Origin of the sequence: Massilia norwichensis, from assembly GCF_024753245.1 — a bacterium.
Classification (GTDB): domain Bacteria; phylum Pseudomonadota; class Gammaproteobacteria; order Burkholderiales; family Burkholderiaceae_D; genus Telluria; species Telluria norwichensis.
Genome location: NZ_JANUGX010000020.1, coordinates 51,047 through 72,188, shown reverse-complemented (window position 1 = coordinate 72,188; position 21,142 = coordinate 51,047). Strand labels below are relative to the sequence as shown.

Genomic DNA, 21,142 nt, shown 5'->3' with positions numbered 1-21,142 from the left:
TCTATCCATCAATGTGCGGGAAGCGCCGCGGCAGGATCAGGCTGAAGGTGGAGCCGGTACCGACCTGGCTCTCCACCTCGACCCGTCCGCCGAGCAGCTCGGCCAGCTTGCGGCACAGCGGCAGGCCAAGGCCGGTGCCCTTGCTGCGGCGCTGCAGCGGGTGCTCGATCTGGCTGAATTCCTCGAAGATCAGTTGCAGGTTGTCCGGGCTGATGCCGATCCCGGTGTCGGCCACCGAAAAGGTGATGGTATCGCTTTCGCCGTCCCAGACGGCGTGGACGCGCACCGCGCCCTGTTCGGTGAACTTCAGGGCATTCGAAATGAAGTTGCGCAGCACCTGGGAGATCTTGCCTTCGTCCGATTCGAAGGTCTCGGCAAAGTCGGGCGTGTCGAACACCAGCTCGACCCGCGCTTCGTCGACCAGCGGGCGCAGCATGCCCTTGAGGGCGCGGAACAGGTTGTCCACCGATACCGGCGCCAACTGCACCTCGACCTTGCCGGCCTCGATCTTGGCCAGGTCGAGCAGGTCGTTGACCAGTTCCGACAGGTCGTTGGCGGCCTTCTCGATGAACTTCACCTGGCGCTCCTGCTCCTGGGTCAGGTCGCCGTCCAGGCGGTCCAGCAACAGCCGCGCCAGCGCGCGAATCGACGACAGCGGCGTGCGCAGCTCGTGGCTGGTGTTGGACAGGAAGCGCGACTTCATCTCGTCCGCCTTGCGCAGGCGCTCGGCCTTGTCCTCGATCTCGGCGTACAGCGCGACGATGCCGCGGTTGGTGTCTTCGAGTTCGCGCGTCAGCCCGAGCAGGTCTTCCTGGCGCTCGCGCAGCTCGGCCAGGGTCGCAACCAGTTCCTGGTTCTGCTGGTGCACCTCGAGGTAGCTGTTGGCCACCGGGCTGTCCTTGGCGAGCTGGGCGCCCAGTTCGGCCAGGCGCGCGGAATCCACCCTGGCCTGGAGCGGCAGGACCTTGCACATCATGGCCACCGGCGCCCCGCCGGCATCGGCCTTGACGCTGCACTCGTCCATCAGGCGGTGCATCGTCACCAGCGCATCGTCCGGCAGGTTCCGGCCCGCCGCCGCGCTGCCGCTCGAGATCGTCATCTCGAGGCACTGGCGGCGGCCGTCGTGCTCCTCGATCTGGAACACCGCGCGGCCGCCGTAAGCCAGCTGGCAGGCGCCGCGCGCCACCTCCGACACCGCGGTGGCGATGCGCACCTGGTCCTGCTGCGAAAAGCCGAGCAGCTTTGATACCTGGCGCGCGCGCTGGCGCACCAGCACCATATCCTGTTCGCCGGACAGGCCGACATTGAGTATGCGCTGCGCGCTCATGCATGCCCTCCCCGGCGCCGGCCGACCAGCACCAGCGCGTCGTCGCGGCCGCGGATGAAGTCGCGCATCAGGATGCCAGCGACCAGCACCGGCACGCGTCCGTGCAGGCCGGGATAGTCGTTCAGATCCCACTGCGTCTGCACGCCGTCCGAGTGCAGGATCACCAGCGCGCCCGGCGGGCAGTCGGCGCTGAATTCCTGCACCTTGCGCATGTTGGCGCCGACGATGCCGTTGTGCGAGACCAGCGCACGGCGGGTGTCGCCATCGTGGACCACGCAGCTGACGTTGCCGATGCCGGCGAAGCGCACGTCGTTGCCGGCATAGTCGATGCGTGCCACCGACAGCGCCGCGCCGCGCGTGATGCGCAGCGCCTCGTGCGCCGCCTGCAGCACCTCGCCCGGGGCCGACGAAGGCCGGCGTTCGAGCGCATGCACCGCCGCGCGCGCGGCCTTGGCCGCTTCCGGCCCGTGTCCGAGGCCGTCGACGCCGAGCAGCGTGGCGCCGTCGGGACCGCAGCTGGCGGCCCAGCCGTCGCCGGATTCGTCTTCGCCGGCCAGCGGCACGTAGAGCGCGCCGACCTCGACCCCGCAAGGCTCGGGCGGCGGGCTGCCGCGCCACAGACGCATGAAGAAGGCCGCACCCTTGCCACGCATCGACCAGAAATCGAACTCGTCGGACTGGCGGCGCAGCGCGCCGAGGCCATTGCCGGCGGTGCCGGCGGTCGAGATGCCGTCCTGGAAGCTGGCGGCGACGTCCAGCAGGCCGGGACCGTTGTCGATCGCCAGCACGTCGACGCCCGCCATCGATGCGCCCGACTGCGCGCGCATGATGTAGAGCGTGCCCTCGCCCGCGTGCTTGAGGATGTTGGTGCCGGCTTCGGTCACCACGATCGCGAGACGGCCGGCCTGGACTTCGTCGAAGCCCAGTTCGTCGGCCAGTTTCTGGCCGGCGCGGCGGGCGGCGGCGACGTCACTGGCGTGATTGATCGGAAAGACGAGCTGCGGGTGCAGTGAACTGATCAGCGTTTCCATTTGACGACAGACACTGCCGTGCCCTCTCCCGGCCGGGAATCGATGTCGAACTCGTCGACCAGGCGCTTGGAGCCGCCCAGGCCGAGGCCCAGGCCGCCGCCGGTGGTGTAACCGTCGCGCAGGGCCATGTCGAGGTCGGCGATGCCCGGCCCATTATCCACGAAGATCAGGCCGATCCCGCGTTTGAATCCATCTTCCAGCGCGTCGAGATGCACTTCGCCGCCGCCGCCGTACTTGATCGTGTTGCGCGCCAGTTCGCTGGCGGCGGTGACGAGCTTGGTCTGGTCGACCAGCGACAGCGCGATCGCCACCGCGCGCTCGCGCACGTGCCTGCGCAAGCCGACCACGTCCTCGTCGGAGCGCAGGGGCAGCGTGGTGCGCCCCGTACGCAGCCGGGCATGAAGCTCGAGCAGCGCGGTGTCGAAAGCCACTGCGTTATTGAGAGCTGCGCTCATCAAATATGGTTCTTTCCTAACAGGGCCATGCCCTTTTCCACGTTCAGCGCCGTCTTCACGCCATGCAGGGTCAGGCCCAGCTCCACCAGCGTGATCGCGACCGCCGGCTGCATGCCGACCACCACGGTCTGGGCGTCCAGCACGCGCGCCATGGCGGCCGTGTTGCTGATCATACGCCCGATGAAGGAATCGACGAGGTCCAATGCCGAGATGTCGATCAGGACGCCCTTGGCATTATCGCGCACGATGCGCTCGGTCAGGTCGTCCTGCAGCGTCATCGCCAGGCGGTCATGCATGTCGACCTGGATCGTCACCAGCAGCAGGTCGCCCATGCGGAGAATCGGGATGCGTTCCATGCGGATCTCAGCCCTTCTTCACGATCGAGGTGCCGGTGCGCTCGAGCGCCACCACGAAGGCGTCCGCCAGGCTGGCTTTGGTGGTCACGTCTTCCAGGTTCACGCCCAGGTGGACGATGGTCTGGGCGATCTGCGGGCGGATGCCGCTGATGATGCAGTCCGCACCCATCAGGCGCGCCGCGGCGATGGTCTTCATCAGGTGCTGCGCCACCAGGGTGTCGACGGTGGGCACGCCGGTGATGTCGATGATCGCGATGGCCGCGCCGGTGTCGACGATCTTCTGCAGGATGTTTTCCATCACCACCTGGGTACGCGCCGAATCCAGGGTGCCGATCAGCGGCAGCGCCAGGATGCCGTTCCACAGCTTGACCACCGGGGTCGAGAGTTCCAGCAGTTCCTGCTGCTGGCGCACGATGATCTGGTCGCGCGCACGCTGGAACACTTCGATGGTGTACAGGCCCATCTTGTCGAGCAGCGAGCTGATGGTCCAGGACGCGTTGGCCAGGGCCGCCGGATCGTTCGCGAAGCCGGCGTTCAGGCGCGCGAACAGCGGCTGCTTGAGCGAGAACACGAAGGTCGCGGTTTCGCTCGGGGTCGAGCCGCCCTTGGCGCGCGCGGACGAGATCTCGGCCAGCAGGTCGCGCACCTCATCCCAGGAGCGGTGCTCCATGTTCTGCAGCTCGCCGCCGCCGGTGCCCTTGGCGAAGGCCGTCAGGAATTGCTGGCAATGCCTGCGCAGCTGGTCCTTCGAGACCACGTTCGAACGGACCGTCAGCGCCTCCAGCTGCGCCATCCACTCGGCGCCGATATCGGCCTCGTGCTCCTGGATGATCTGGCTGATGCGGGTTGCGTAGTCCTGAGTGGTCATCTGTCGTTCCTTTGCTCTTGTCTTGGAAGGTTAAGGCCCTTTGACGTCATGCCAGGGCCCATTCTGTTAAATGACAAACTATACCATTCATTTCCACCGCGCTACGACACGTTTGCAGGTATGCACCGGCCTGGTTTTGGTCCAGCCAGACGGTCCGCGCGCCGATTTGGCGGAAGTGATGAGAATGGGGGAGTTAGACCGGCCGACGGGGCTTCGGCGGCCGGGATTTGATGGTTTTGATTGTACTAATTTTGGCGGAACTCGGCAGTAGTTTTTTGTGTTTGCCTTCTAAGTCCGCAACATGAAAAGCGGCCGCCTGAGCGACCGCTGCTTCGTTACCGTGGAGCGGCAAACAATACTTCAGTCTCTTACAGGTGGCATCAGAAGGACTTTCTGGACCTTCCCATGACGCTTGTCCGTGATGAAGACCAGAGATAGCCGTCACCGTAATCGCTCTTCACCGCCCTTGGACCGACGAGGTAGGCCGGATACTCATCGTAGTCGTAGTAACCAGTCGAAGGGCCGAGCAGACGTCTCACCTCTTTCGCGCTCAGATCGGCAGGCTTGTACCTGGCAAGGAAGGACGCGACCATCTGGCCGCGCTCTTCCTGCGTGCCGGCCTTCCATGCCTGGACTGTAAATTCGCGCTGGCCGAGCTTTTTCGCCTGGTCCTCGACGGATTCGGACGAGCATCCGGACAGCGTCATCAGCACCGATAGCGTCATGGAAAGCAAACGCAGGCCATTCGAAGTGTTATGCCGATCCATCTCTGCTCCATGGTGAGTCTGTTGGATGCAGCAGGACGCTAGCATGGCACACAAGATGGCCACTGCGAACGGCGCAAGAAACAAAAAACCGCCAGGCTCACGCACTGGCGGTTTTTTCAAGCCGGCCACCGAAGCAGCCGGGGAGCACGCAGGATTACTGCGCCGCGCCCGCTGCCGCGTCATCCGCAGCAGCAGCCTTCATCGACAGCTTCAGGCGGCCGCGCTCGTCGGTCTCGAGGACCTTCACGCGCACTTGCTGGCCTTCCTTCAGGTAGTCGGCCACGGCGTTGACGCGCTCGTTGGCGATCTGCGAGATGTGCAGCAGGCCGTCCTTGCCCGGCATGACCTGCACGATCGCGCCGAAGTCCAGCAGCTTCAGCACGGTGCCGTCGTAGGTCTTGCCCACTTCGACCGATGCGGTCAGCTCTTCGATGCGGCGCTTGGCTTCCTGGCCGGCAGCGGCGTCGACCGACGCGATGGTCACGATGCCTTCGTCGGTGATGTCGATCTGGGTGCCGGTCTCTTCGGTCAGCGCGCGGATCACGGCGCCGCCCTTGCCGATCACGTCACGGATCTTCTCCGGGTTGATCTTGATGGTGATCAGGCGCGGTGCGAAGTCCGACAGCTCGGTCTTCACGGTCGGCATGGCCTTCTGCATTTCGGCCAGGATGTGCTGGCGGCCGTCCTTGGCTTGCGCCAGTGCCACCTGCATGATTTCCTTGGTGATGCCCTGGATCTTGATGTCCATCTGCAGCGCGGTGATGCCATTGGCGGTACCGGCCACTTTGAAGTCCATGTCGCCCAGGTGGTCTTCATCGCCCAGGATGTCGGTCAGGACCGCGAACTTGCCGCCTTCCTTGATCAGACCCATGGCGATGCCGGCCACGTGTGCCTTCATCGGCACGCCGGCGTCCATCAGCGCCAGGCAGCCGCCGCAGACGGAGGCCATCGACGACGAGCCGTTCGACTCGGTGATTTCCGAGACCAGGCGCACCGAGTAGCTGAACTCTTCCGGCGACGGCAGCGCAGCGACCAGCGCGCGCTTGGCCAGGCGGCCGTGGCCGATTTCGCGGCGCTTCGGGGTGCCAACACGGCCGGTTTCGCCGGTGGCGAACGGAGGCATGTTGTAGTGCATCATGAAGTCGTCGGTGTACTCGCCCATCAGCGCGTCGATCTTCTGGCTGTCGCGGCCGGTGCCGAGGGTGGCGATGACCAGCGCCTGGGTTTCACCGCGGGTGAACAGGGCCGAGCCGTGGGTACGCGGCAGGACGCTGGTGCGGATCGAGATCGGACGCACGGTGCGGGTGTCGCGGCCGTCGATACGCGGCTCGCCTTCCAGGATCTGCGATCGAACCACTTTGGCTTCCATGTCGAACAAAATGTTGCCGACTTCGGCCGCATCGGCTTCGACGCCCTGCTCGGCCAGTGCGGCCATCACTTCGCCGGACAGCGACTTCAGCTTCTGCTGGCGTGCCGACTTTTCGCGGGTCTGGTAGGCGTCGCGGATTTTCGCGTCGGCCAGTTGTGCGACTTGCGCAATCAGGGTTTCGTTCTTCGGTGCCGGGGCCCACTCGACTTCCGGCTTGCCGCCTTCTTCGACCAGGGCGTGGATCGCGTCGATTACGGCCTTCATCTGCTCGTGGCCGTAGACGACCGCGCCCAGCATGATTTCTTCCGACAGCTGCTGGGCTTCGGATTCGACCATCAGCACGGCGTGCTCGGTACCGGCGACGACCAGGTCCATCTGCGAGGTCTTGAGCTGGGTGGTGGTCGGGTTCAGGATGTACTGGCCGTTGGCGTAGCCGACGCGGGCGGCGCCGATCGGGCCGTTGAACGGGATACCAGCCACGCACAGAGCGGCCGAGGCGCCGATCATCGACGGGATGTCCGGATCGATCTCAGGATTCACGGACAGCACGTGGATGATGACCTGGACTTCGTTCAGGTAACCTTCCGGGAACAGCGGGCGGATCGGACGGTCGATCAGGCGCGACGTCAGGGTCTCCTTCTCCGACGGACGGCCTTCGCGCTTGAAGAAGCCGCCCGGGATCTTGCCGGCGGCGTAGCTCTTCTCGATGTAGTCGACGGTCAGCGGGAAGAAGTCCTGGCCCGGCTTGGCGTCTTTCTTCGCCACCACGGTTGCCAGGACAACGGTGTCCTCGACCGACACGACGACGGCGCCGCTGGCCTGGCGAGCGATTTCGCCGGTCTCCAGGGTCACGGTGTGTTCGCCGTACTGGAAGGTTTTCGTAACTTTGTTAAACATGGGTAATCCCTTTCTATTTGCCGACAGAATTTCAGGCGCTGTCGTTCACCTCACCACAGTTCCAACCAATAATCAGTCGGGGAAATTGGGCCAATTTCCGCGAATGACTAAAATGAAAAATGCCTGCGGCAGTCGGGCTGACGCAGGCATTTCATGATCAAGCCAGTCGGCTCAATGCTGGTATTACTTACGCAGACCCAGCTTGGCGATCAGGTCGCGGTAGCGGTTCAGGTCTTTGCGCTTCAGGTAAGCCAGCAGGCTCTTACGACGGTTGACCATCATGATCAGGCCGCGGCGCGAGTGGTGGTCCTTCTGGTGTTCCTTGAAGTGGCCGTTCAGTTCGTTGATGCGGGCGGTCAGCAGTGCAACCTGGACTTCCGGGGAGCCGGTGTCTTTGTCGCCACGTGCGTTGTCCGCAATGATGGCGGCCTTGTTGATGTTTTCTACGGTCATGATATTACCTTTCACATGCGGTGCAAGAGTCGGAACCCAGCGCACCGTGAATTGTTGAGAAACCTGGCCTCAAAAGCCAAGACCGGGAAGTATAGGGCAAATTGTCCGGTGAGGCCAGTCTTTCCTCGGCTTCGCTACAATGTGAGGGTTGGCATTGCCGTTTTGGCATGCATCAAGAACCCGAACTGGATAAAGCGATGACGAAGACAATCAAAACTGCGGGTGTCCTGGCACTCATCCTGGCCCTGTCCGCCTGCGCGCCCATCATCCGCCGCACGCCGCCGGTGGGTGCGCCGCTGGCCGAGGTGACGGCCAAGCTGGGCCAGCCGAACGCCGTGTACCCGGACCCGGCCGGCGGCCAGGTACTCGAATACCGTGGCCAGCCGATGGGCCAGTTCCAGCATATGGCGCGCATGGGCGCCGATGGCACGCTGCTGTCCTACGAACAGGTACTGACCGACGAAAACTTCGCCAGGATCGAGATCGGCCGCTGGAACCGCGACGATGTCCTGCGCCACTTCGGGCGTCCGGCCGAGGTCGTGCGCTCGCGCCTGGAAGAAGGCGAGATCTGGTCTTATCGCTACAAGGAGAAAGGCATATGGAATTCGCTGATGAACGTGGACTTCAATGCGCGCGGCACGGTGCTGCGCGTGTTCAACAGCCCGGACCCGCTGTTCGACGAGCGCTTCAAGGGATTGTGAGGATGCGATGCCAAACCTGTTGAGAAGCGTGGCGCTGGGGGCGTTGGCCCTGGCGTTGACGTTCGCCCTGTCCGCCTGCGCCCCGCTGTTCCGCCAGCCGCCGCCGGTGGGCGCGCCGCTGGCCGAGGTCACCGCCAGGCTCGGCCAGCCGGCTGCCAGCTATCCCCTGCCGGACGGCGGCCAGGTGCTCGAATACCGTGGCCAGCCGATGGGCCAGTTCCAGCACATGGCGCGCATCGGACCGGACGGCCGCCTGCTGTCCTTCGAGCAGGTGCTGACCAGCGAGAACTTCGCGAAGGTCAAGATCGGCCAGTGGACCAAGGACGACATCCTGCGCAACTACGGGCGCCCGGCCGAGGTCTCGCGCGTGGCCTTCCACAACTACGAAGTCTGGTCCTATCGCTACAAGGAGGCCGGCGTCTGGAACTCGCTGATGAGCGTGCACTTCGACCAGCAAGGCGTGGTGCAGCAAATGCTGAATGGCCCGGACCCGATGTACGACGACCGCTTCCGGCACCGTTAAGGCAAGCCTAGGCGCCCGGTGAGGATGTGTGAGAAAGCAAGATATGGCGACGGCTATACTCTTTCCACATGGACCTTGCCTACCGCTCTCAGACGACCGACCGCCGCTTTGGCCTGCTGCTGACCGCTCTCGTGCACGTGGCGCTGCTCGGCGGCTGGCAGATGGTGCGCACGCCGCCACCGCCGGCGCCATCCGAAGAAGGCAGGCATAGCGATATTTTCTGGATTCCACTGGCGCAGCTCAAGCCTGAACGGCGCAAGCAAGAAGCAACGGCGCCGGTGCCGGCGCCGCACAAGGAAGCCGCAGCGCCGCGTGCACAGGCGGGCCCTGCCCTCTCCCTGCCGCCGCTGCCGGTCGTGACGCCGACGCCTGGCCCCAGCGCCGACACGGCCATCACGCCAGGCGCACCGGCCGCGACCACAACGGATGCCGACGCGCAGCCGCAAGCCGCCATTCCGCAAAAGCCGAGCGCAGAACAGATTCTGCAGCAGGCCAGGCGCGACATCGGCAGCATCGCCAAGGCGCTGCGCAAGGAGAACAATCCCTACATTGCCGCGCCGCTGGACAGCCCGCAGATGCGGATGCGCAAGAAGATGGAAGAAGCGGCGGCCCTGGCCAAGCCCGAGCTGTTCGAAGCGCCGAAGGTCGAGGAGCTGGTGAACAATTCCGGCGACGGCGCGCGCCGTTCGCGCGTCATCACCGGCAGGCGCACCTACTGCATCACGGAGCGCTCACCCACGACCAATGTCGAGATGATCGAACACCACGGCAAGCTGCGCATCACCAATTGCCCGCAGGACGAAGGGACGGCGACCAGGCAGGAATGGCGCACCCTGCGCGACTGAAGGTGCGCCGAAGCCTCAGCGCCGCTCGCTCGGATCCAGCGGCTCTTCCCCGGTCTGCACGATGCTGACCGGCTTGCCCTTGGCGAAGCGGTACACATAGACCGCGTAGCCCGACAGGCCGTACAGCACGAACAGTGGCCACAGCACCTTCGGCGGGTCGATTGCCAGCAGCGCCAGTCCGAGCGCGACCAGGAACACGACGATGAAGGGCACCGACTTGCGGAAGTTGACGTCCTTGAAGCTGTAGAAAGGCACGTTGGTGACCATGGTGATGCCGGCGAACAGCGCGATGACCCAGGAGATCCAGTCGGCCTGGCGCGGGCTGATATTGATTTCGGGATCGGTCATCATCATCACGAAACCAACGACCAGCGCCGCCGCGGCCGGGCTGGGCAGGCCCTGGAAGAAGCGCTTGTCGACCACTTCGATATTCGTGTTGAAACGCGCCAGGCGCAGCGCGGCGCCGGCGCAGTAGACGAAGGCGGCGATCCAGCCGAGCTTGCCTAGACCGCGCAGCGACCATTCGTAGATCACCAGCGCCGGCGCGGCGCCGAAGGACACCATGTCCGACAGCGAGTCGTACTGGGCGCCGAACTCCGACTGGGTGTTGGTCAGCCGCGCCACGCGGCCATCCAGCCCGTCGAGAACCATGGCGATGAACACGGCCCAGCAGGCGTGGTCGAAGCGCTGGTTCATCGCCATCACGATCGCGTAGAAGCCGCCGAACAGGGCGGCGGTGGTGAAGGCATTCGGCAGCAGGTAGATGCCGCGGCGCGGACGGGCGCCGGCGTCGAGGCTGCGTGCGCCGTTACCAGTGCGGCGGCTGAAGCGGAAACGGCTGAAACGACCGAAGCGGCCCGTCTTGGGCCCGTCGTTCTTTCTGCGGCGAGGGAAGGTTGGCATAGTATTGTTATTCGGTAACTGCGCGCGTGGGCGCGGACCATGCCATTATATGGCCGCGCCCTGCAGTTAGCGAACCGATACGCTTATCGGAATTTCACTTTGCCAACCAGGCGCATCTCCAGACGGGTTTCGCCGGGCTCGAAGCTGGGCTCGGGCGTCTCGGCCATGTCGGCGCGCTTGCCACGCATCATCGCCATCGGCGCGGCGGCGGCTTCGCCCTGCCCGCCCGCGTAATGGCCGCTGCCTTCGAAGTCGACGGTGTCGATCGTGGCATCGTTGACGTTCCGCCCCATCGCGCGCGCAATCGAGGCAATGCGCTCGTTCAGGTTGCGGTAAGTCGCGGCGATGCGCTCGTCGTCGAGCTTCTTCGTCAGCTCCGGGCTGAGGTGATAGTCGATGCCGCTGATGCCCAGTACGTTCTGGGCCGCCGCAGCCGTTTTCGGCAGATTCTCCAGATTGCGGGTCTTCAGCTCCAGGTACTGGCCGACGCGCCAGCCGATGGGCGTGCGGCGCGCAGCCTGGGTCGCCAGCGGGCGCTGCGGATTGTCCGGCACTTCCGGGTACACTGGGTAGCTGTAGTAATTGACGGTCTTCAGCTCCGCCTTCGGATCTTCGCGGCGCACGATCTCGGTGCCCTGCTTCATCTTCTGGTTCACGCGCGCCTGCGCGACGGCGCGGTCCTTGTCCTGCTCTTCGACCGAGAAGGTAACCGTGGCTTCGTCGTTGGCGTGCTTCACTTCGCCATAGGCGGGGACGATGATCAGGGTGCCGCTGGTCGTTGCCGCGGCGGGTGCAGGCGCGGTCTGCGCATGGGCGTTCAGGGCCAGGCCAAGGCTGGCGGCGAGGATGAGGCGGGAAGGACGCATGCTTGTTCTCCTGTTGAGTTACAGGAAGAACGATAGCGTGTTTTGCGCAGGCGGGGGATGGATGTAATGGACTTTTGCAAATCGTTGCAACTCATTACGTCATTGCTGCTACTTGCCGTCATTCCCGCTACTTGCCGTCATTCCCGCTACTTGCCGTCATTCCCGCGAAGGCGGGAATCCATACTGAGACACCGAAGTCGACCAATCCCGATGCTCAGCATGGGTTCCCGCTTTCGCGGGAACGACGGTCACTATGTTTACCGCCCGATCAGTTCTTCGACTGATCCACCAGCTTGTTCTTCGCAATCCACGGCATCATCGCACGCAGCTTGCCGCCGACCTGTTCGATCTGGTGCTCGGCGGTGAGACGGCGGCGCGAGATCAGGGTCGGGGCGCCGGCCTTGTTCTCGAGGATGAAGGACTTCGCGTACTCGCCGGTCTGGATGTCCTTCAGGCACTGCTGCATCGCCTTCTTGGTGTCGTCGGTCACGATGCGCGGGCCGGTCACGTACTCGCCGTATTCCGCGTTGTTCGAGATCGAGTAATTCATGTTGGCGATGCCGCCTTCGTAGATCAGGTCGACGATCAGCTTCAGCTCGTGCAGGCACTCGAAGTAGGCCATCTCCGGCGCGTAGCCGGCTTCCACCAGGGTCTCGAAACCGGCCTTGATCAGCTCGACGGTACCGCCACACAGCACGGCCTGTTCGCCGAACAGGTCGGTCTCGGTCTCTTCGCGGAAGTTGGTCTCGATGATGCCGGCGCGGCCGCCGCCGTTCGCCATCGCATACGACAGCGCGATGTCGCGCGCCGCGCCCGACTTGTCCTGGTAGACCGCGACCAGGTGCGGCACGCCGCCGCCCTGGCTGTAGGTGCCGCGCACGGTGTGGCCCGGGGCCTTCGGCGCGACCATGATGACGTCGAGGTCGGCGCGCGGCACGACCTGGCCGTAGTGCACGTTGAAGCCGTGAGCAAAGGCCAGCACGGCGCCCTGCTTCGCGTTCGGCTCGATGTTTTCCTTGTAGACCTGGGCGATGTTCTCGTCCGGCAGCAGGATCATGATGACGTCGGCGGCCTTCACCGCTTCATTGACTTCGGCGACCTTCAGGCCGGCCTGTTCGACCTTGGTCCACGAGGCGCCGCCGCGGCGCAGGCCGACGGTCACGTTGACGCCGGAATCGTTCAGGTTCTGGGCGTGCGCGTGGCCCTGCGAGCCGTAGCCGATGATGGCGACGTTCTTGCCTTTGATGAGGGAGAGGTCGCAGTCTTTGTCGTAGAAAACTTTCATTTGATGTCCTGTGTTTTGGGTTCGTTGTATGCGGGTGTGACGCGTGGGCACGGGGTGCCCACCCTACACCTTCAAAATTCTTTCGCCGCGACCGATGCCGCTGCCGCCGGTACGCACGGTCTCGAGGATGGAAGCGCGGTCGATCGCATCGATGAAGGCGTCCAGCTTGCTCTTGGCGCCGGTCAGCTCGATCGTGTAGGTCTTCTCGGTCACGTCGATGACGCGGCCGCGGAAGATGTCGGCGGTGCGCTTCATCTCTTCGCGCTCCTTGCCGACCGCCCTCACCTTGATCAGCATGAGCTCGCGCTCGATGTGCTGGCCTTCGGTCAGATCGACCACCTTCACGACTTCGATCAGCCGGTTCAGGTGCTTGGTGATCTGCTCGATGATGTCGTCCGAACCGGTGGTGACGATGGTCATGCGCGACAGCGTCGCGTCTTCGGTCGGCGCCACGGTCAGCGTCTCGATGTTGTAGCCGCGCGCGGAGAACAGCCCGACCACGCGCGACAGGGCGCCCGCTTCGTTCTCGAGCAGGACGGAAATGATGTGTCGCATTACAGGTCCTCCGAGCTCAGCAGCATCTCCGACAAGCCCTTGCCCGTCTTGACCATCGGCCAGACGTTCTCGCTGCGGTCGGTGATGAAGTTCATGAACACCAGGCGGTCCTTCATGGCGAAGGCATCGCGCAGCGCGCCCTCGACGTCGCCCGGCTTTTCGATGCGCATGCCGACGTGGCCATAGGCCTCGGCCAGCTTCTCGAAATCGGGCAGCGCATCCATGTACGACTCGGCGTAGCGCGAGTTGTAGTCGAGCTCCTGCCACTGGCGCACCATGCCCAGGAAGCGGTTGTTCAGGAGGATGATCTTCGGCGTCAGGTGGTACTGCTTGCAGGTCGCCAGCTCCTGGATGTTCATCTGGATCGAGCCCTCGCCCGTGATGCAGGCCACGGTCGCGTTCGGGTTCGCCATCTGCACGCCCATCGCGTACGGCAGGCCGACGCCCATCGTGCCCAGGCCGCCCGAGTTGATCCAGCGGCGCGGCTGGTTGAACGGGTAGTACTGTGCAGCCCACATCTGGTGTTGGCCGACGTCGGAGGTGACGAAGGCATCGCCGCCGGTGACCTGCCACAGGGTCTCGACCACCGATTGCGGCTTGATGACTTCATCCGACGGCGTGTACTTCAGGCACTCGCGGCCGCGCCATTCGCCGATCTGGCTCCACCATTTCTTGAGCGCCCCTTCATTCGGCTTCTGCTCGGCGGCGTCGAGCTGGGACAGCAGCTCGACCAGCACGTCCTTGACGTTGCCGACGATGGGGATATCGACCTTCACGCGTTTCGAGATCGAAGACGGGTCGATGTCGATGTGGATGATCTTGCGCGGGTTGCTGGCGAAGTGTTTCGGGTTGCCGATCACGCGGTCGTCGAAGCGGGCGCCGATCGCGACCAGGACGTCGCAATGCTGCATCGCCATGTTCGCTTCGTAGGTGCCGTGCATGCCCGGCATGCCGACGAAGTGGCCGCTGGACGCGCGGTAGGCGCCCAGGCCCATCAGCGTGTTGGTGACCGGGTAGCCGAGCTTGTCGACCAGGCGGTTCAGTTCGTTCGATGCGTTCGCCAGGATCACACCGCCGCCGGTATAGATCATCGGGCGTTCGGCCGACAGCAGCAGCTGCACGGCCTTGCGGATCTGGCCCGCGTGGCCCTTGTCGACCGGCTTGTACGAGCGCATCTCGATTTCGCGCGGATAGTCGTACAGGGCCTTCTGCATGCTGACATCCTTCGGGATGTCGACCAGCACCGGGCCCGGACGGCCGGTACGTGCGATGTAGAAGGCTTTCTTGATCGTCGCGGCGACGTCGCGCACGTCCTTGACCAGGAAGTTGTGCTTGACCACCGGCCGCGTGATGCCGACCGTGTCGCATTCCTGGAAGGCGTCCTGGCCGATCGCGTGGGTCGGCACCTGGCCCGAGATCACCACCATCGGAATCGAATCCATGTAGGCGGTGGAGAGGCCGGTGACGGCATTGGTGACGCCCGGACCGGAAGTGACCAGGGCCACGCCAACCTGATTCGAGCTGCGCGAATAAGCGTCGGCCGCGTGGATGGCCGCCTGTTCGTGGCGCACCAGGATGTGCTGGAATTTGTCCTGCTTGAAGATGGCGTCGTAGATATACAGGACCGCGCCGCCCGGGTAGCCGAAGACGTGCTTCACGCCCTCCTCTGCCAGACAACGGACCAGTATCTCAGCGCCCGTGATGGGAACTGCTGCGTCGTGACTCATTACGTTTCCTTTCAAGACCCATAGGGAGATTGATCGGATGCTCGTGCCTGACGAGATACGTGTCGCGCAACAGTGCTCATGCTTCCCTTCTTTCTGCGCTCACGTCGATCTTTCAGTCACCCGTAGATGACTTACGAAACGGCGCTGGTCGCAAACTCGTTTGGCGTGAGTTTCTGTGTGCGGAATGCGTGTCTCTCGCGCTTTTGGCGCGGGTGGGAGCAAACTGCCTACATGTGAAAGCGCGTCATGCCTGGACCGGCGGGGTATGCCGCTCCGGATGACTTTGGGCTTCGGGGTTGCAAAGCGTTATACACCTTACTGCGTTGCACCATTCCGGTCAAGTACAAAGATGGAAATGGCCAAATTGGTGCACTTAACCGACTCGGCGTTGAATTCGCTTCATTAATGGCCGCGCAAATCGCTTTCAATTCAGGGGACTCCATTCAGACAAAATTCGCGGCATGCCGGACGCAGACGCAGCAATTCGGCATAGGCTTGAATCGCCGGATAATCCGGACGCGGCATTGGCGTCATCAGCCAGCGGTTGAGCGAAAGGCCGAGCACGATATCGGCCAGCGAGAAATCCGCGCCGGCGGCATACGCGCCGGTCCCGGCCAGCTGGCCGTCGAGGATGCCCATGTGACGGTGCCACTGCGCGATGCTGTGCTCGACCTGGAAAGCATCACGATGCGCCGCGCGGCCAGATAGCGGCAGATCGTGTTGGATTCCCACAGCACAGGAGCGTCAACGTCTGCGCCATCGACCAGCACCGGCACCATCGCGTTCGGATTCAACGCGAGAAAAGCCGGGGACGAGGTCGGCTGGAAGCCGGCACCCCAGTCTTCGCGGACGAAAGGCAGGCCGAGCTCGGCGCAAGTCCACAAGACCTTGCGGACATTGATCGAACTTGCCTTCCCCAGGATGCGCAGCATGGTCCGTCTCCTCATTTTTGCCGCACAGTCACAAATCGCGCAGCCGGTTTAGCGTGCGCTCAAGCATAAATTTTGCTAGGATTCGAGGGTTTTCCGACCCTTCATCGCATGGCAACCGACAAAGAACTCAACGACTTCCTCGAAAGTGTGGAACGGCGCGCCTTCAAGCAGGCAGCGTACGCGGTCCGCAAGGACGAGGCAGCGCTGGACATCGTTCAGGACGCCATGATCAAGCTGGCCGAGAAATACGGCGACAAGCCCTTGGCCGAACTGCCGATGCTCTTTCAACGCATTTTGCAGAACACCATCCTCGATTATTTTCGGCGCGAGAAAGTGCGCAATACCTGGGTCAGCCTTTTCGGAAACCTGGGTCGACGCGGTGAAGACGACGACGAGGACTTTGATATACTCAATTCCTACGAGGCCGAAGAAGGGTCGGCCGCTGCCGAGTCGAGTGCAGATCAGGTCGAACGCGCGGAAACCCTGCGTCAGATCGATGAAGAGATACAAAAGCTCCCTACGCGTCAACGGGAGGCCTTCCTCATGCGTTACTGGCAGGACATGGACGTGGCCGAAACGGCCCAAGCAATGGGATGCTCCGAGGGCAGTGTGAAAACGCATTGTTCTCGCGCTACGCATGCCCTGCAAAAAGCCCTGGAGGCCAAGGGAATTAAATTATGAACACCGACGACATCAACCTGGCGTACAAGATCCGCCACGCCCTGAACGAGAACCTCGACAATCTGCCGGCCTCGACCACCGACCGATTGGCTGCCGCGCGTGCCCTTGCCCTCGCGCGCAAGAAGGCCGATGCGCCGCGCGTGCCGGTGCAGGAGAAGCGCCGGCTGTTCGACATGCGCTGGATGAAGGGCCTGGCCGTGGCCGCGCCGCTGCTGGCGATGGTGATCGGCCTGGCTGGCGTCTACCAGAGCGAGCACGAACAGCGCGCGGCCGAGCTGGCCGACCTGGACGCCGCCGTGCTGTCGGACGACCTGCCGCTCACCGCCTACACCGACCACGGCTTCAACGCCTACCTGGCCCAGCAACAGCAGCAAGCACCGCAACGCGCACAGTAAGGCCCAGCTTTGATGACGGCAAACAAGGGTAAAGTCGCTGCCGCCGGCGCCGCCGCTGCATTCGCCGGCATCGTGCTGCTGTTCAGCCAGCAGCACGACCGCTTCGCCATGCCGGGCGCGGGCAGCAGCACGCCTGCCGCCGCCGGCGCCGCGTCCAGCGCGCATGCCGGCCGGGCCGACAGCGCCTCGGCACAAAAGGCCGGCGACAAGCCGCTGTGGCGTACTCTGACATCGGCCCAGAAATTGGCGCTGCAGCCGCTGCAGGCCGAGTGGGACCAGATGGATGGGGTGCGCAAGCAGAAGTGGCTGCAACTGGCAAACCGCTTCGCCAACCTGAAACCCGAGGAACAGCAGCGCGTGCACGAACGCATGCGCGAGTGGGCCAAGCTCACCCCGGAGCAGCGCGAACTGGCGCGCGAGACCTATGCGCGCGCGCGCAAGATCGCGCCCGACCAGAAGACCGCGAGCTGGCAGAGTTACCAGCAGCTGCCCGAAGAGCAGAAGAAGAAGCTGGCCGCCTCGGCGGCAGGCCGCAAGAAAGCCTCGGTGGTGCCGAGCCAGGCCAGCGGCAAGGCCGTGGCGCCGCTCGGCGGCGGTGCGACCTCCTGCCCTGCCGGCACCGTGAAGAACAGCGTCTCCGCAACGCCGCCCTGTGTGGCGGTGCCGTCGACGCAGCAGCCGGCGCCCGTTACGCCGCCGCCGCAACCCACGCAGCCCGCCCAGCCGGCCAATCCGCCGCAACAGGAAAAGCCGGTACCGGCCAACTGGGGCATCACACCGAACAACGCCTGAGTCTTCGAGCCATTTTATGAGCGACACTACCAGCAGCACCCCGACCGTCAAGCGCCGCCTGATCGTGATGGTCTACGAGACCTTCCTGCTGCTGGCGGTCGAGATGCTGGCGGTGGCGCTCTACCTGCTGGTGACGCGCAACAGCCATGAGGCGCTGGCCCAGTACGGCCTGAAATTCTTCCTGTTCCTGGTCACCGGTGCCTACTTCGTCTGGTGCTGGACCGACAGCGGCCACACGCTGGCGATGAAGACCTGGCGCCTGCGCCTCACGGCCGACCAGCAGTCGCGCGTGCCGCTCAAGACCGCGGTGCTGCGCTATGTGCTGGCCTGGGGCTGGTTCCTGCCGGCGCTGCTGGTGTGCGCGGCCTTCGGCCTGAAGGGCAAGCTCGAAGTGTCCGCCGTGATCGCCGCGGGCATCGCCGCCTGGGGCCTGACCGCCTTCCTCGACAAGGACCGCCAGTTCCTGCACGACCGCCTGGCCGGGACCCGCCTGGTGCTGCTGCCCAAGCAGGCCAAGCCCGCCAAGCCCGCCGCCGACGCCGCGCAAACGGCAGGCGCCTGATTTCTCTTCCTTAGAACTTCTCGCTGTCGCGCAGATAGCGCCACTGCCCCACCGGCAGGCTGCTCAAGGCCAGGCGGCCGATGCGCAGGCGGCGCAGGCCTGTCACCTGCAGCCCGACCTTTGCGCACAGGGCTTCGATCTGGCCCGGCACGATGCCCTTGCCGGCGAAGCGCAGCCGCGCCTCGCTCTGCCAGCTGGCCTTGAGCGGCGTCTTCGGGCTGCCGCCCGCGTTCAGGCGCGCCAGGCCGTCCTCGACGATGGCGCCGCTGACCTCCGCCACGTATTCCTGCTCGATACGGTCGCTGTCCTGGCCCAATTTGCGCAGCACGCGCCAGTCCTGGCTGAACACGACCAGGCCGCTGGCCAGGGTCTCCAGCGGCATCGCCGGCGTCAGGCGGCTCAGGTGGCGCTTCAGGAAGCGCTGGCCGGGCTCAGTCTGAAACAGGGTCTCCGCCTGCAGCGAGTCGAGCGCCGCCTTGCCGTGCAGGCCGGCCGGCTTGTGCAGCAGGATGGTGACCGGCTGCGGCTCCTCGGCCGTGGCGCCAGGCAGAAGAGCGACCTGCTGCGCAGGCAGCACACGCGTCGCCGGTTCGTCGACCACGGTGCCGTCCACGCTGACCCAGCCGCCGGCGATGTAACGCTCGGCCTCGGCGCGCGAACACCCCGCGAACTCGGCCACGCGCTTGGCGAGGCGGATGCCTTCGTCACTCATCAGGCGCGCCAGTCCTTGAAGAAGTCCTTGAACGCGGCGACGGTCTTCTGCACGTCGTCGCGGCTGATGTCGAGGTGGGTCACCAGGCGGGTCTGCGTGCCGATCGAGGCACGGATACCCTGGTTCGCCAGGTGCTCGCGCAGGGCGGCGACCGCCGCTGCCGGGATCTCGACGTAGAAGATGTTGGTCTGCGGCGTGGTCACGCGTAGCTGCTCGATCTGGGCCAGACCGCTCGACAGGTCGGCGGCGTTCTGGTGGTCCTCGGCCAGGCGCTCGACGTTGTGCTCGAGCGCGTACTGGGCCGCCGCGGCGATCACGCCGGCCTGGCGCATGCCGCCGCCCAGCATCTTGCGCCAGCGCTTACCTTGCTCGATGAAGGCCTTGGGGCCGAGCAGCACCGAACCGACCGGCGCGCCCAGGCCCTTCGACAGGCAGACCGACACGGTGTCGAAGCCGGCCACCTGCGCGCGCAGGCTCAAGCCATTCTTGACGGCGGCGTTGCAGACGCGTGCGCCGTCCAGGTGGGTCGCCAGGCCCTTGTCATGTGCCAGCCCGGTGGCGGCGAGCACGTAATCCTGCGGCAGCACGCGGCCGCCGATGGTGTTCTCGAGCGCCAGCAGGCGCGTACGCGCGAAGTGCATGTCGTCGGGCTTGATGTAGGCCGCGATGTCGTTCAAGGCGATCGAACCGTCCGGCTGGTTGGCGATCGGCTGCGGTTGGATGCTGCCGAGGACGGCCGCACCGCCGCCTTCGTATTTGTAGGTGTGCGCTTCCTGGCCGACCAGGTATTCGTCGCCGCGGCCGCAATGGGTCATCAGCGCGATCAGGTTGGTCTGGGTGCCCGAGGGTGCGAACATGCCGGCCTCGAAGCCGAACAGCTCGGCCGCGAAATCCTGCAGGCGGTTGACGGTCGGGTCGTCGCCATACACGTCGTCGCCGACGGGGGCCGCGGCCATGGCGGCACGCATCGCGGCGGACGGTTGGGTGACGGTGTCGCTGCGCAGGTCGATCCAGCGCTCGGTGCTCGGGTGCTCGCTCATGGGTCTCTCTTCAAACGTAAAAGCGCTGGGCCATCTCTTCCAGGCCCACTTCGGCCAGCACCTGCTGCAGGCGCTCGGCGGGCCGCTTGCGCGGCAGGTTCTTGTAGGTCGCGACGATCAGCTCGTTCTTCATCGAGTGCTCCCAGCCCACCAGTTCGGTCACGGTGACCTGGTAGCCGTGCGCTTCCAGCTGCAGGCAGCGCAGCACGTTGGTGATCTGACTGCCGAATTCGCGGGTATGGATCGGGTGGCGCCAGATCTCGGTCAGCGCGCTGCGGCCCAGGTCCTTGCCCTTGTTCTTGCGCAGCACCGACGCCACTTCGGCCTGGCAGCACGGCACCAGCACGATGTGTTTCGCCTTCTTCTTGAGCGCGAAGTCGATCGCGTCATCGGTCGCGGTGTTACAGGCGTGCAGCGCAGTGACCACGTCGATGGTGGCCGGCAGCTTGCTCGACTCGGTGGACTCGGCCACCGACAGGTTCAGGAAGGACATGCCCTCGAAGCCGAGGCGCGCGGCCAGCTCGGTCGATTTCTGCACCAGCTCTTCGCGGGTTTCGATGCCGTAGATGTGGCCGCCCTCACCCGCGGGTTTGCCCTTGAACAGCAGGTCGTACAGGATGAAGCCGAGATAGGACTTGCCGGCGCCGTGGTCGACCAGGCTCACGCCCTGCTTGTTCTCGCCCTGCGCAGCGGCGCCCTGCTGCGCCAGCACGTCGGCCACCAGCGGCTCGATGAACTGCACCAGGTGGTAGACCTGCTTCAGCTTGCGCCGGCTGTCCTGGTTCAGCTTGCCCTCGCGGGTCAGGATGTGCAGCTCCTTGAGCAGTTCGATCGACTGCCCCGGCTTGATCTCGGGAAGGAGTTCGTACACGGTCGGCGCCGGCTTCTTTGCGGCGCCCTTCTTTTCAGCTAGCTTCATCTATCCAGGCCGTTTGTATGGCTTCGAGCACGCGTTCGCCGCCGCGGGCGCGGTCGTCGTCGAAGCCTTCCAGCCCGACGACCCAGTTATGCAGGTCCACGAAGCGCACCGTCGTGGGATCGACGTCCGGATACTTCTCGTACAGCGCCTCGGCGATGGCGGTGACGTCGGTCCATTTCAT

At 64.7% G+C, this 21,142-nt stretch carries 24 protein-coding genes and 1 pseudogene; 7 read left to right on the top strand and 18 right to left on the bottom strand.

What is annotated here, in order from left to right:
• Position 1: 1 nt before the first annotated feature.
• The 8 genes from NX782_RS16635 to rpsO form a co-directional block, all read right to left on the bottom strand.
• The gene (locus tag NX782_RS16635; RefSeq protein WP_258846593.1) at positions 2-1,327 is read right to left on the bottom strand and encodes an ATP-binding protein; all 1,326 of its coding nucleotides are present in this window, start codon (positions 1,325-1,327) and stop codon (positions 2-4) included.
• Positions 1,324-2,358 (bottom strand): SpoIIE family protein phosphatase, encoded by a 1,035-nt coding sequence (locus NX782_RS16630; RefSeq protein WP_258846592.1) that lies wholly within the window; start codon positions 2,356-2,358, stop codon positions 1,324-1,326. The genes NX782_RS16635 and NX782_RS16630 overlap by 4 nt, the downstream gene beginning before the upstream one ends.
• Positions 2,346-2,813 (bottom strand): anti-sigma regulatory factor, encoded by a 468-nt coding sequence (locus NX782_RS16625; RefSeq protein WP_258846591.1) that lies wholly within the window; start codon positions 2,811-2,813, stop codon positions 2,346-2,348. Before NX782_RS16625 ends, NX782_RS16630 begins: the two co-directional genes overlap by 13 nt.
• A complete protein-coding gene (locus NX782_RS16620; protein ID WP_258846590.1) occupies positions 2,813-3,169 on the bottom strand; it encodes an STAS domain-containing protein in 357 nt (118 codons plus the stop codon). The genes NX782_RS16625 and NX782_RS16620 overlap by 1 nt, the downstream gene beginning before the upstream one ends.
• A 7-nt stretch (positions 3,170-3,176) precedes the next feature.
• Complete coding sequence (locus tag NX782_RS16615) at positions 3,177-4,037, bottom strand: STAS domain-containing protein (protein WP_258846589.1); 861 nt, start codon at positions 4,035-4,037, stop codon at positions 3,177-3,179.
• Positions 4,038-4,417: 380 nt separating this feature from the next.
• Positions 4,418-4,804, bottom strand: a complete 387-nt coding sequence (locus tag NX782_RS16610; protein ID WP_258846588.1) for a hypothetical protein — start codon at positions 4,802-4,804, stop codon at positions 4,418-4,420.
• Between the two features lie 154 nt (positions 4,805-4,958).
• Entirely contained in the window at positions 4,959-7,070 is a 2,112-nt protein-coding gene (gene pnp, locus NX782_RS16605) for a polyribonucleotide nucleotidyltransferase (RefSeq protein ID WP_258846587.1), read from the bottom strand.
• 183 nt (positions 7,071-7,253) lie between these two features.
• The gene (rpsO, locus tag NX782_RS16600) at positions 7,254-7,523 is read right to left on the bottom strand and encodes a 30S ribosomal protein S15 (protein WP_036175277.1); all 270 of its coding nucleotides are present in this window, start codon (positions 7,521-7,523) and stop codon (positions 7,254-7,256) included.
• A gap of 197 nt (positions 7,524-7,720) precedes the next feature.
• Between rpsO and NX782_RS16595 the strand changes: the two genes are divergently transcribed.
• The 3 genes from NX782_RS16595 (at position 7,721) to NX782_RS16585 (ending at position 9,592) form a co-directional block, all read left to right on the top strand.
• Complete coding sequence (locus tag NX782_RS16595; RefSeq protein WP_258846586.1) at positions 7,721-8,224, top strand: hypothetical protein; 504 nt, start codon at positions 7,721-7,723, stop codon at positions 8,222-8,224.
• A 7-nt stretch (positions 8,225-8,231) separates the two neighbouring features.
• Complete coding sequence (locus tag NX782_RS16590; RefSeq protein ID WP_258846585.1) at positions 8,232-8,747, top strand: hypothetical protein; 516 nt, start codon at positions 8,232-8,234, stop codon at positions 8,745-8,747.
• Between the two features lie 68 nt (positions 8,748-8,815).
• Positions 8,816-9,592 carry a hypothetical protein gene (locus NX782_RS16585; protein ID WP_258846584.1) on the top strand — a complete coding sequence of 259 codons (777 nt, stop codon included), beginning with the start codon at positions 8,816-8,818 and terminating at the stop codon, positions 9,590-9,592.
• A 15-nt stretch (positions 9,593-9,607) separates the two neighbouring features.
• Here the strand turns inward: NX782_RS16585 and pssA are convergent, their stop codons facing one another.
• The 6 genes and pseudogenes from pssA to NX782_RS16555 form a co-directional block, all read right to left on the bottom strand.
• Positions 9,608-10,495 (bottom strand): CDP-diacylglycerol--serine O-phosphatidyltransferase, encoded by an 888-nt coding sequence (pssA, locus tag NX782_RS16580; RefSeq protein ID WP_258846583.1) that lies wholly within the window; start codon positions 10,493-10,495, stop codon positions 9,608-9,610.
• Positions 10,496-10,578: 83 nt separating this feature from the next.
• Positions 10,579-11,361: an SIMPL domain-containing protein gene (locus NX782_RS16575; RefSeq protein WP_258846582.1), complete on the bottom strand. Its 783-nt coding sequence runs from the start codon at positions 11,359-11,361 to the stop codon at positions 10,579-10,581.
• Between the two features lie 268 nt (positions 11,362-11,629).
• Positions 11,630-12,646 (bottom strand): ketol-acid reductoisomerase, encoded by a 1,017-nt coding sequence (gene ilvC, locus NX782_RS16570; RefSeq protein WP_258846581.1) that lies wholly within the window; start codon positions 12,644-12,646, stop codon positions 11,630-11,632.
• 63 nt (positions 12,647-12,709) lie between these two features.
• Positions 12,710-13,201, bottom strand: coding sequence for an acetolactate synthase small subunit (gene ilvN / locus NX782_RS16565; RefSeq protein WP_258846580.1), 492 nt, complete (start codon positions 13,199-13,201; stop codon positions 12,710-12,712).
• A complete protein-coding gene (locus NX782_RS16560) occupies positions 13,201-14,928 on the bottom strand; it encodes an acetolactate synthase 3 catalytic subunit (RefSeq protein WP_258846579.1) in 1,728 nt (575 codons plus the stop codon). Before NX782_RS16560 ends, ilvN begins: the two co-directional genes overlap by 1 nt.
• Positions 14,929-15,357: 429 nt before the next feature.
• Positions 15,358-15,860, bottom strand: a pseudogene (locus NX782_RS16555) (glutathione S-transferase N-terminal domain-containing protein).
• Between the two features lie 108 nt (positions 15,861-15,968).
• Here NX782_RS16555 and NX782_RS16550 point away from each other — a divergent pair.
• Genes NX782_RS16550 through NX782_RS16535 form a run of 4 tightly spaced genes read left to right on the top strand, consistent with a single transcriptional unit; the run spans position 15,969 to position 18,290 of the window.
• Positions 15,969-16,541 carry an RNA polymerase sigma factor gene (locus tag NX782_RS16550; RefSeq protein ID WP_258846578.1) on the top strand — a complete coding sequence of 191 codons (573 nt, stop codon included), beginning with the start codon at positions 15,969-15,971 and terminating at the stop codon, positions 16,539-16,541.
• Entirely contained in the window at positions 16,538-16,936 is a 399-nt protein-coding gene (locus NX782_RS16545; protein ID WP_258846577.1) for a DUF3619 family protein, read from the top strand. Before NX782_RS16550 ends, NX782_RS16545 begins: the two co-directional genes overlap by 4 nt.
• Before the next feature lie 12 nt (positions 16,937-16,948).
• Positions 16,949-17,728 carry a DUF3106 domain-containing protein gene (locus tag NX782_RS16540; RefSeq protein ID WP_258846576.1) on the top strand — a complete coding sequence of 260 codons (780 nt, stop codon included), beginning with the start codon at positions 16,949-16,951 and terminating at the stop codon, positions 17,726-17,728.
• 16 nt (positions 17,729-17,744) lie between these two features.
• Positions 17,745-18,290 carry an RDD family protein gene (locus NX782_RS16535; protein ID WP_258846575.1) on the top strand — a complete coding sequence of 182 codons (546 nt, stop codon included), beginning with the start codon at positions 17,745-17,747 and terminating at the stop codon, positions 18,288-18,290.
• Between the two features lie 10 nt (positions 18,291-18,300).
• Here NX782_RS16535 and NX782_RS16530 read toward each other — a convergent pair whose 3' ends face one another.
• The 4 genes from NX782_RS16530 to iscX are packed head-to-tail and all read right to left on the bottom strand — an operon-like array spanning position 18,301 to position 21,142.
• Positions 18,301-19,002 carry an RNA pseudouridine synthase gene (locus tag NX782_RS16530; protein WP_258846574.1) on the bottom strand — a complete coding sequence of 234 codons (702 nt, stop codon included), beginning with the start codon at positions 19,000-19,002 and terminating at the stop codon, positions 18,301-18,303.
• Entirely contained in the window at positions 19,002-20,042 is a 1,041-nt protein-coding gene (gene ltaE, locus NX782_RS16525) for a low-specificity L-threonine aldolase (protein WP_258846573.1), read from the bottom strand. The genes NX782_RS16530 and ltaE overlap by 1 nt, the downstream gene beginning before the upstream one ends.
• A gap of 10 nt (positions 20,043-20,052) precedes the next feature.
• Complete coding sequence (locus NX782_RS16520) at positions 20,053-20,961, bottom strand: class I SAM-dependent methyltransferase (protein ID WP_258846572.1); 909 nt, start codon at positions 20,959-20,961, stop codon at positions 20,053-20,055.
• Positions 20,948-21,142 carry a Fe-S cluster assembly protein IscX gene (gene iscX / locus NX782_RS16515; RefSeq protein WP_258846571.1) on the bottom strand — a complete coding sequence of 65 codons (195 nt, stop codon included), beginning with the start codon at positions 21,140-21,142 and terminating at the stop codon, positions 20,948-20,950. The genes NX782_RS16520 and iscX overlap by 14 nt, the downstream gene beginning before the upstream one ends.

Bases quoted from the DNA above. Each gene is read 5' to 3' on its own strand.
- NX782_RS16635 (WP_258846593.1), bottom strand. From the start codon at position 1,327: ATGAGCGCGCAGCGCATACTCAATGTCGGCCTGTCCGGCGAACAGGAT.
- NX782_RS16630 (WP_258846592.1), bottom strand. From the start codon at position 2,358: ATGGAAACGCTGATCAGTTCACTGCACCCGCAGCTCGTCTTTCCGATC.
- NX782_RS16625 (WP_258846591.1), bottom strand. From the start codon at position 2,813: ATGAGCGCAGCTCTCAATAACGCAGTGGCTTTCGACACCGCGCTGCTC.
- NX782_RS16620 (WP_258846590.1), bottom strand. From the start codon at position 3,169: ATGGAACGCATCCCGATTCTCCGCATGGGCGACCTGCTGCTGGTGACG.
- NX782_RS16615 (WP_258846589.1), bottom strand. From the start codon at position 4,037: ATGACCACTCAGGACTACGCAACCCGCATCAGCCAGATCATCCAGGAG.
- NX782_RS16610 (WP_258846588.1), bottom strand. From the start codon at position 4,804: ATGGATCGGCATAACACTTCGAATGGCCTGCGTTTGCTTTCCATGACG.
- pnp (WP_258846587.1), bottom strand. From the start codon at position 7,070: ATGTTTAACAAAGTTACGAAAACCTTCCAGTACGGCGAACACACCGTG.
- rpsO (WP_036175277.1), bottom strand. From the start codon at position 7,523: ATGACCGTAGAAAACATCAACAAGGCCGCCATCATTGCGGACAACGCA.
- NX782_RS16595 (WP_258846586.1), top strand. From the start codon at position 7,721: ATGACGAAGACAATCAAAACTGCGGGTGTCCTGGCACTCATCCTGGCC.
- NX782_RS16590 (WP_258846585.1), top strand. From the start codon at position 8,232: ATGCCAAACCTGTTGAGAAGCGTGGCGCTGGGGGCGTTGGCCCTGGCG.
- NX782_RS16585 (WP_258846584.1), top strand. From the start codon at position 8,816: ATGGACCTTGCCTACCGCTCTCAGACGACCGACCGCCGCTTTGGCCTG.
- pssA (WP_258846583.1), bottom strand. From the start codon at position 10,495: ATGCCAACCTTCCCTCGCCGCAGAAAGAACGACGGGCCCAAGACGGGC.
- NX782_RS16575 (WP_258846582.1), bottom strand. From the start codon at position 11,361: ATGCGTCCTTCCCGCCTCATCCTCGCCGCCAGCCTTGGCCTGGCCCTG.
- ilvC (WP_258846581.1), bottom strand. From the start codon at position 12,646: ATGAAAGTTTTCTACGACAAAGACTGCGACCTCTCCCTCATCAAAGGC.
- ilvN (WP_258846580.1), bottom strand. From the start codon at position 13,201: ATGCGACACATCATTTCCGTCCTGCTCGAGAACGAAGCGGGCGCCCTG.
- NX782_RS16560 (WP_258846579.1), bottom strand. From the start codon at position 14,928: ATGAGTCACGACGCAGCAGTTCCCATCACGGGCGCTGAGATACTGGTC.
- NX782_RS16550 (WP_258846578.1), top strand. From the start codon at position 15,969: ATGGCAACCGACAAAGAACTCAACGACTTCCTCGAAAGTGTGGAACGG.
- NX782_RS16545 (WP_258846577.1), top strand. From the start codon at position 16,538: ATGAACACCGACGACATCAACCTGGCGTACAAGATCCGCCACGCCCTG.
- NX782_RS16540 (WP_258846576.1), top strand. From the start codon at position 16,949: ATGACGGCAAACAAGGGTAAAGTCGCTGCCGCCGGCGCCGCCGCTGCA.
- NX782_RS16535 (WP_258846575.1), top strand. From the start codon at position 17,745: ATGAGCGACACTACCAGCAGCACCCCGACCGTCAAGCGCCGCCTGATC.
- NX782_RS16530 (WP_258846574.1), bottom strand. From the start codon at position 19,002: ATGAGTGACGAAGGCATCCGCCTCGCCAAGCGCGTGGCCGAGTTCGCG.
- ltaE (WP_258846573.1), bottom strand. From the start codon at position 20,042: ATGAGCGAGCACCCGAGCACCGAGCGCTGGATCGACCTGCGCAGCGAC.
- NX782_RS16520 (WP_258846572.1), bottom strand. From the start codon at position 20,961: ATGAAGCTAGCTGAAAAGAAGGGCGCCGCAAAGAAGCCGGCGCCGACC.
- iscX (WP_258846571.1), bottom strand. From the start codon at position 21,142: ATGAAATGGACCGACGTCACCGCCATCGCCGAGGCGCTGTACGAGAAG.